7 protein-coding genes are annotated in these 7,215 nt (G+C 43.1%); 2 read left to right on the top strand and 5 right to left on the bottom strand.

The annotated features are described in order from the left end of the window. On the top strand, positions 1-786 hold a 786-nt coding region (locus AB4496_RS17245), incomplete at its 5' end, for a helicase-related protein (protein ID WP_372131464.1). Positions 787-966: 180 nt separating this feature from the next. Here AB4496_RS17245 and yaaA read toward each other — a convergent pair. Together yaaA and AB4496_RS17235 are read right to left on the bottom strand one after the other, a co-directional pair. Then, the gene (gene yaaA, locus AB4496_RS17240; protein ID WP_009848421.1) at positions 967-1,743 is read right to left on the bottom strand and encodes a peroxide stress protein YaaA; all 777 of its coding nucleotides are present in this window, start codon (positions 1,741-1,743) and stop codon (positions 967-969) included. Between the two features lie 226 nt (positions 1,744-1,969). Next, on the bottom strand, positions 1,970-3,400 hold the full coding sequence (locus tag AB4496_RS17235) for a sodium:alanine symporter family protein (protein ID WP_009848420.1): 1,431 nt from the start codon (positions 3,398-3,400) through the stop codon (positions 1,970-1,972). Positions 3,401-4,111: 711 nt separating this feature from the next. On the opposite strand from AB4496_RS17235, the gene AB4496_RS17230 reads away from it, so the two are divergent. Beyond that, positions 4,112-4,300, top strand: a complete 189-nt coding sequence (locus tag AB4496_RS17230) for a DUF3545 family protein (RefSeq protein ID WP_009848419.1) — start codon at positions 4,112-4,114, stop codon at positions 4,298-4,300. Between the two features lie 151 nt (positions 4,301-4,451). On the opposite strand, the gene AB4496_RS17225 is transcribed toward AB4496_RS17230, so the two are convergent. The 3 genes from AB4496_RS17225 to nfo form a co-directional block, all read right to left on the bottom strand. After that, complete coding sequence (locus AB4496_RS17225) at positions 4,452-5,003, bottom strand: hemerythrin domain-containing protein (RefSeq protein WP_032555322.1); 552 nt, start codon at positions 5,001-5,003, stop codon at positions 4,452-4,454. An 86-nt stretch (positions 5,004-5,089) separates the two neighbouring features. Then, a complete protein-coding gene (ung, locus tag AB4496_RS17220; protein ID WP_009848417.1) occupies positions 5,090-5,770 on the bottom strand; it encodes a uracil-DNA glycosylase in 681 nt (226 codons plus the stop codon). 397 nt (positions 5,771-6,167) lie between these two features. Further along, positions 6,168-7,076: a deoxyribonuclease IV gene (nfo, locus tag AB4496_RS17215; RefSeq protein ID WP_009848416.1), complete on the bottom strand. Its 909-nt coding sequence runs from the start codon at positions 7,074-7,076 to the stop codon at positions 6,168-6,170. Positions 7,077-7,215: the final 139 nt, after the last annotated feature.

Raw genomic sequence — 7,215 nt, 5'->3', positions numbered from 1 at the left:
ATGCTAGACATGGGCTTTGGTCCTGTTGTTGACCGTCTGTCTGCAGAGTGTCGCTGGCGTAAACAAACTTTACTTTTCTCAGCAACGCTAGAAGGTAAAGGTATTGAAGGTTTCACTGAAGACCTTCTGAAAAACCCAGCAGAGATCGATGCAAAATCGTCATTGCGTGAACGTAAGAAGATCACTCAATGGTATCACCGTGCCGATTCAGCTAAGCACAAGCTTGATATCCTAAAACATATCATCACAGAGCAAGCTGAACGCAGCATCATCTTCTTGAAGACTCGTGACCGCCTAGGTGACCTACGAGCTCAATTAGAAAGTGCACAGATCCCGTGTGTATGGATCCAAGGTGAAATGCCTCAAGATCGTCGTAACAACGCGATTTCTCGTTTCCGCGATGGTTCTATCAACGTACTGCTGGCAACTGACGTCGCAGCTCGTGGTATCGACCTTCCAGATGTAAGCCACGTTATTAACTACGACATGCCGCGTACAGCAGATGTATACCTACACCGCATCGGCCGTACGGCTCGTGCAGGTAAGAAAGGTAACGCGGTTTCTATCATTGAAGCGCACGATCAACTAATGATTGAACGTGTGGCTCGTTACACTGAAGATGCGATCAAAGAGCGCTTCATCGAAGGCATGCGCCCAACGCATAAGAAAGCCGCGGTAACAAAGAAGAAAAAACCGAAGAAAGAAGACAAGAAAGCGGTGGCTAAGCAAAAAATTGCTAAGAAAAAGAAAATCGCTAAGAAAAAGAAAGCCGTTAAGAACAAGTAATCGAACCGCCTTTCAATGATTCAATAAAAAGCCCCATGCAGTTATCTGCATGGGGCTTTTCTTTGTCTGGCTTATTATTGTCTGGCCTGTTATCAGGCTAAATAACTCGTCTCTAATTTTAATTACAGGCTAAAGCCGAAGTAACTCGTTAACCAAGAGTGACTAATTAACCAAGAGCTATTAGTTTTGCTCTTCACGCTTGAAGACTAACTCTTTCACGTTCGACTCTTCTTCAACGAAGTAGTAACCCGCCGTATCAAACTTGGTCAGTGCTTCCACTGAATCGATTTTGTTCTCAATGATGTAGCGAGCCATCATGCCACGCGCTTTCTTGGCGTAAAAACTGATCACCTTGTACTGGCCATTCTTGCAGTCTTTAAAAACTGGCGTGATGATTTGACCATCAAGGCTCTTCGGCTTCACCGCTTTAAAGTATTCGTTCGATGCTAGGTTAATCAACACATTGTCGCCTTGAGCATTCAGCGCTTCATTCAGCTTATCTGTGATGATGTTACCCCAGAACTGGTACAAGTTAGTACCACGAGCATTGGCCAAACGTGTACCCATCTCTAGGCGGTATGGCTGCATCAGATCTAACGGCTTAAGCAAGCCATATAACCCAGAAAGCATGCGCAGGTGATTCTGTGCGTAGTCAAAATCATCGTCCGACAATGTTTCAGCATCTAAGCCTGTGTAGACGTCACCTTTGAACGCCAAAATAGCTTGGCGAGCATTCTCTTGGGTAAAGGTCTCACTCCATTGCTCAAAGCGCGCTACGTTCAGCCCAGCAATCTTATCGCTTACCTTCATCAATGCTGATACATCAGCAGGTGTCAGCTTACGACACACTTCAATAAGCTCTGCAGAGTGCTCAACAAACTCTGGCTGGCTGAAGCGCTCAGTCGCTAATGGTGATTCGTAATCTAATGTCTTGGCTGGAGAAACGACAACTAACATAACTTTACCCTAATCGGTTATCTAACTGGATGCAGCTAGAGTATAGAAAAAACATCAACTTGTCTTTATGACTCTTCCTATTACTTTGATAGACAGATCTAGCTGTAAGTCGCTTACAAAGAAGAATCGATAATAAAGAAAATATCGCAGGCAAAGAAAAAGGCTAAGGTCGAAACCTTAGCCTTTCTAATGATTTTAGGATGAGTGATGAATCACTCCAACAAGATTACTTCTTCTTGTTGTTAACCCAAATACCATCTTCCAATTGAGCCTTAAGCTCTGGGAAATCATCCGCATCGAACGTGGGTACTTTACCCGCGTCTAATTGACGGTTGTAGTCTTTCGCTAGCTTAATCACGATACCCGACAGCAAGATGATCGCTACCAAGTTCACAATCGCCATTAGGCCCATCGATACGTCAGCTAATGCCCATACCGTTGGCAGTGTCGCGAGAGAACCGAACATAACCATACCCAGTACAACGATACGGAACAGCACTAGGCCCTTCTTGTTGTTGTGCTCTAAGAAGATAAGGTTTGTTTCTGCGTACGAGTAGTTTGCAATGATTGAAGTGAAAGCGAAGAAGAAAATCGCTACCGCTACAAAGATACCACCCCATTCGCCGACTTGTGCTGTTAGTGCACGTTGCGTGAGTTCGATACCCGTTACTTCACCGTGTGGTACATATTCACCAGACATCAAGATGATTGCTACTGTTGCAGAACAGATAACAATTGTGTCCATGAACACACCTAGCATTTGCACATAACCTTGTGATGCTGGGTGTGGTGGGTAAGGCGTAGCAGAAGCTGCTGCGTTTGGCGCAGAACCCATACCCGCTTCGTTCGAGAACAAACCACGTTTGATGCCGTTAATCATCGCTTGTGCGATTGCGTAACCTAGGCCACCCGCTGCTGCTTCTTGCAGACCGAATGCACTCTTGAAGATAAGAGCCAGAACTTCAGGCACTTTCTCAATGTTCATTAGCATTACGTAGATAGCGATAGCTAAGTAAGCCAGTGCCATAATTGGAACAATGATTTCTGCAGTGCGAGCAATCTTACGGATACCACCGAAGATAACGAATGCAGAGATAATTACGATACCAACACCAACGTAGCTGCGCTCAAAGTCGAATGCCGTGTTCATTGCGCTTGCAATCGCGTTCGCTTGAACCGCGTTGAATACAAGACCGAATGCAATGATTAGGAAGATAGAGAATAGAACCCCCATCCAACGCATACCTAGGCCTTTCTCCATGTAGTATGCAGGGCCACCGCGGTAGTTACCGTCGTTATCACGCGTTTTGTATAGCTGTGCCAGTGTGCTTTCTGCAAACGATGTTGCCATACCTAGCATGGCAATTAGCCACATCCAGAAGATAGCGCCAGGGCCACCAGCGGTTAGTGCTACAGCAACACCAGCCATGTTACCCGTACCGACACGTGCTGCTAGACTAGTACAAAGTGCTTGGAAAGAGGAGATACCTGCACTGTCTGCTTTACGGCTGTTTCTAAGAACAGAAAACATGTGGCCGAAATGGCGGAATTGAATGAAACCTAGTCGTACAGTGAAGTAGATACCCACACCAACGAGTAAGTAAACTAAGATAGATCCCCAAAGGAGATCGTTCATCAAATTGATTAAGTCTGTCACGTGAACCTCGTAATTGAGTTTAAGCACCGATCTTGCTTCCTAGCCTTCCTCTAGATCACCTATGCCAGTGTCAATAGTTGTGTCGGCATTAGATTTATATTTATTTGTTGCGATCTAGATTGTAAATGTCGCTTCATGCATCCATTTTACGTATCGGTGTATTTTTTGACGGGCGGATAATGCAGCGAGACGGCCTAAAAATCAATATGAAAATAAACACATATTAAAATGACATTTCACTAATAATACACCTTTTGTTAACACAACTTTCAACAATAGCGCCTAATAAAAGTCACATTGTCAGGACATAATATCAACAAAAACTAAGGCACTATAAAAACAAAAACACCATCCCGTAAAAATGACGTCAGCCTAGGTTTTACAAGGTATAGTGAAGATCTGTGTTTTTTTCTAGGGTAATGAGATCCCTATACTACACGGCACAATGCGCACTTAAATGCACTGTAGTCAAAATGCTATTCCATTTGCACAATGAATTAACATTCAATCCCCCCTAATTTAATCGTTTACTTAAGTTTGTTTGCTTATTTTTTGTACACAAAAATCCCCGAAATGTGTGAGCATGCATAATAAAACAGAACAAAAACTTCATATATTTGAAACGAATGAGAAACAAATCAAGGTTATTGTGAACTTAAATATGATATTTAATGGTTCGTAAGAACGAATCCCACGGAAGGAGATATGCTTATGGATAGCTTTCAATTCGATGAATTATCAGAACTAGAAATGCCTCGTACCACTCAAAAAACACGCTCTAAACCACTCAAACGTAAATGGCGTGAAATTGAGGCAATCAATGATCGTAGACAGCTTGAGAAAGAGCTTAGAGAGATGAACCTAGGTCTCGATTTTAGCCTTGACGATATAAAGCTTTAATCAGCACGATAAGAAATCAGATAGCAAAAAGCACCTGTATAGGTGCCTTTTTTATTTTACGAGGTATTTAATCCGCTCAAAGCGTCATTTGGGAACTAGCCCTCTAAAATAGAGAGCATCTAAAATAGTCACGCTTCAACATGACAACTGGCTAAACGCACTCTTGTTCATTTTGTCGAACACGAGCCGCGAGTTGGCGGTACTCATCAGCAATTGTCTCTCCAAAGACAGGGTCGTCTTCAGGTTGAAGCCATTGAGACTCCACCTCTTGCCAATCTTTAACTGTGAACGACTCAACAATCATTGGTAACACATGCTTCTCTTCATATTCCATGTGTTTTCGTTGAGCTTTAACAAAAGCTTCAAGCTGCTCAATAAATACTTGTTGAGGAACGACCGCATCTTGAAGGATCATATCGACCACACCTAAAAAGTCCGCCGTTTTCTCGGAAAGCAATTGATGCTCCAGTTCCAAGTCTTCAATGACTTGATCACTGCCATATTGCTTTAGGTAGTAACGATAAATAACATCTTCTTTCGGGTGATGCACCTTGTCTGAATGGTTCATCAGATAATGAACCACCTCTGCGATCAGGCTATAGTTTATTTCTCGCTCTTGTTTTAGAAGCTCTAACTTATTGTTGAGTATCGCGAGCAAACGAGCCATATAGCCATGCTCTCGTCTTATCCTTTCAATCATCATAGTATTGCACTCCATTACACCTACTATTTACAAGTGTATATGAAGATAGCAATTTGTGGTTTGACCCTGCTCAGAAAACCATCAATCTACAGTGCCAGTGGTAATGTCCAATCGATAGGCTGTTGATTAATAGAAGAGAGTAGCTCGTTGGTCATCGAAAAATGCTGACAACCGAAGAAACCACGGCGTGCTGATAATGGTGATGGATGAGGTGCAACCAACACATGGTGCTTGTCTGCATCAATCGCTTGGCCTTTCTTCTGGGCGTGTGCGCCCCACAACAAGAAGATGATCGGTTCAGAGCGCTGATTGAGCTCTGCAATAATGGCATCGGTAAAGGTTTCCCAACCACACTTAGCATGTGAGTGTGCTTTTGCCTCTTCTACTGTCAGTACCGTATTCAACATTAACACCCCTTGAGATGCCCAAGTGTCGAGGTAGCCATGACTCGGGATCTCAAAGCCCTCTATATCTTGCGCAAGCTCTTTGTACATATTACGTAGAGAAGGAGGGATTTTTACACCTGGCAGTACAGAAAAAGCTAAGCCATGAGCTTGGTTAGCGCCGTGATAAGGATCTTGCCCTAGGATAACCACGCGTACGGACTCGAAAGGCGTCATATCGAAGGCACTGAACACCAGCTCTTGAGGAGGGTAGACGGTTTTCCCACTATTTCGTTGCTGTTCAACAAACGCGAGGACACTCTGAAAGTACTCTTTGTCACGTTCATCATTAATAATGGATTCCCAAGTCTTTGGTGCGCTCATCGTTTTACTTCCCAATCATCAAGGTTTCTAGCGGCTTTCGCCAGACAAAAAAATAGCTGTATCGGCTAACTGTCCTAAATAAGGCTCTAGTTATACCTCATACAGCTATCAATAAACATGATGTGTAGGGTTCACTTGTTGATGAATCATAATAATCAGTTCAAGTTGTGTTTATCTCGATTAGCCACTTTTCTGCTGTGTACGGTGGTGCCCGTGGTTATGCACGTGACGGTTTGGTGTTGGTAAACGGCGTGCGACAGCAACAGTTGAAGTTTGGGTGATTGAATACATAAAGGCACCTCCTCTAAGACATCGTGAACTACATATTCACTTTAATACTATGAAAGAAAGGTGCCAATTTTTAGGAGTAGAAGGAAATTAATTATTCCCTCTATTATTACGCGTCTTCGCTCGCTAGCGTTGCTGAGCGATGGAACATCCTAAGTTGTTGAATTTCCTCTTTCCAGATAGTCGAATCAATGGTTTCTAAAATGAGAGGGATACCATTAAAGCGAGAATCAGAGGCTATATACTCAAAACAATCCCAGCCTATTTCGCCTTTTCCTAAAGAATGGTGTCGATCTACACGGCTTGCAAACTCAGCTTTTGAATCATTGATGTGCATTGCTCTTAGATAGTGCATACCCACGATGCGGTCGAACTCAGCAAAAGTATGATCACATGCTTCTTTTGTTCGTAGGTCATAACCGGCTGTAAAAGTATGGCAAGTGTCTAAACACACACCAACGCGTGATTTATCTTCTACTTGGTCGATGATCTCTGCTAGTTGCTCAAACTTCCAGCCAAGGTTCGTCCCCTGCCCTGAGGTATTCTCAATCACCGCAATCACATCAGGCACCGCTTGATGAGCCAAATTGATAGACTCGGCGATCTTGGCCAAACATTCGCTTTCTGAGATTTTCTTCAAATGACTCCCAGGATGAAAATTCAAAAGCGTGAGTCCTAGTTGGTTACAACGCTCCATTTCATCAATAAAAGCCGCACGTGATTTCTCTAGCTTCTCTTCTTCTGGTGCTCCTAGGTTAATAAGGTAGGAGTCATGAGGAAGGATGTGCTCAGCGCTAAAACCTAACATTTTACAGTTGGCTTTAAAGGCGCTGATGGTTTTGGCTTCTAGCGGCTTTGCTGCCCACTGTCTTTGGTTTTTGGTGAACAGTGCAAAAGCATTGGCGCCAATCTCTCTTGCGCGCATTGGCGCCTGATCAACACCGCCCGCAGCAGACACATGCGCACCAATAAACTTAATATTAGTTTCAGGTTTTGAAGATGAATTATTGTTTGTCATTAAATCACTTTACACTTTCAGGATGCTTAATAATTAAAGGGTCGTATCACTTACAGGTCAATAAAAACACAACAAATGTAGTAAATTTACAACAAATGCCACTGTTAAATATTTTTTATACTTTAAAATATTTTGTAAT

The organism is Vibrio sp. 10N.222.46.A1 (assembly GCF_041473595.1).
Taxonomy (GTDB): Bacteria; Pseudomonadota; Gammaproteobacteria; order Enterobacterales; family Vibrionaceae; genus Vibrio; species Vibrio tasmaniensis_A.
The sequence above is the reverse complement of the archived record's forward strand: the minus strand, read 5'-3'. Positions and strand labels throughout refer to the sequence as shown.

Bases quoted from the DNA above. Each gene is read 5' to 3' on its own strand.
- yaaA (WP_009848421.1), bottom strand. From the start codon at position 1,743: ATGTTAGTTGTCGTTTCTCCAGCCAAGACATTAGATTACGAATCACCA.
- AB4496_RS17230 (WP_009848419.1), top strand. From the start codon at position 4,112: ATGGATAGCTTTCAATTCGATGAATTATCAGAACTAGAAATGCCTCGT.
- AB4496_RS17225 (WP_032555322.1), bottom strand. From the start codon at position 5,003: ATGATGATTGAAAGGATAAGACGAGAGCATGGCTATATGGCTCGTTTG.
- ung (WP_009848417.1), bottom strand. From the start codon at position 5,770: ATGAGCGCACCAAAGACTTGGGAATCCATTATTAATGATGAACGTGAC.
- nfo (WP_009848416.1), bottom strand. From the start codon at position 7,076: ATGACAAACAATAATTCATCTTCAAAACCTGAAACTAATATTAAGTTT.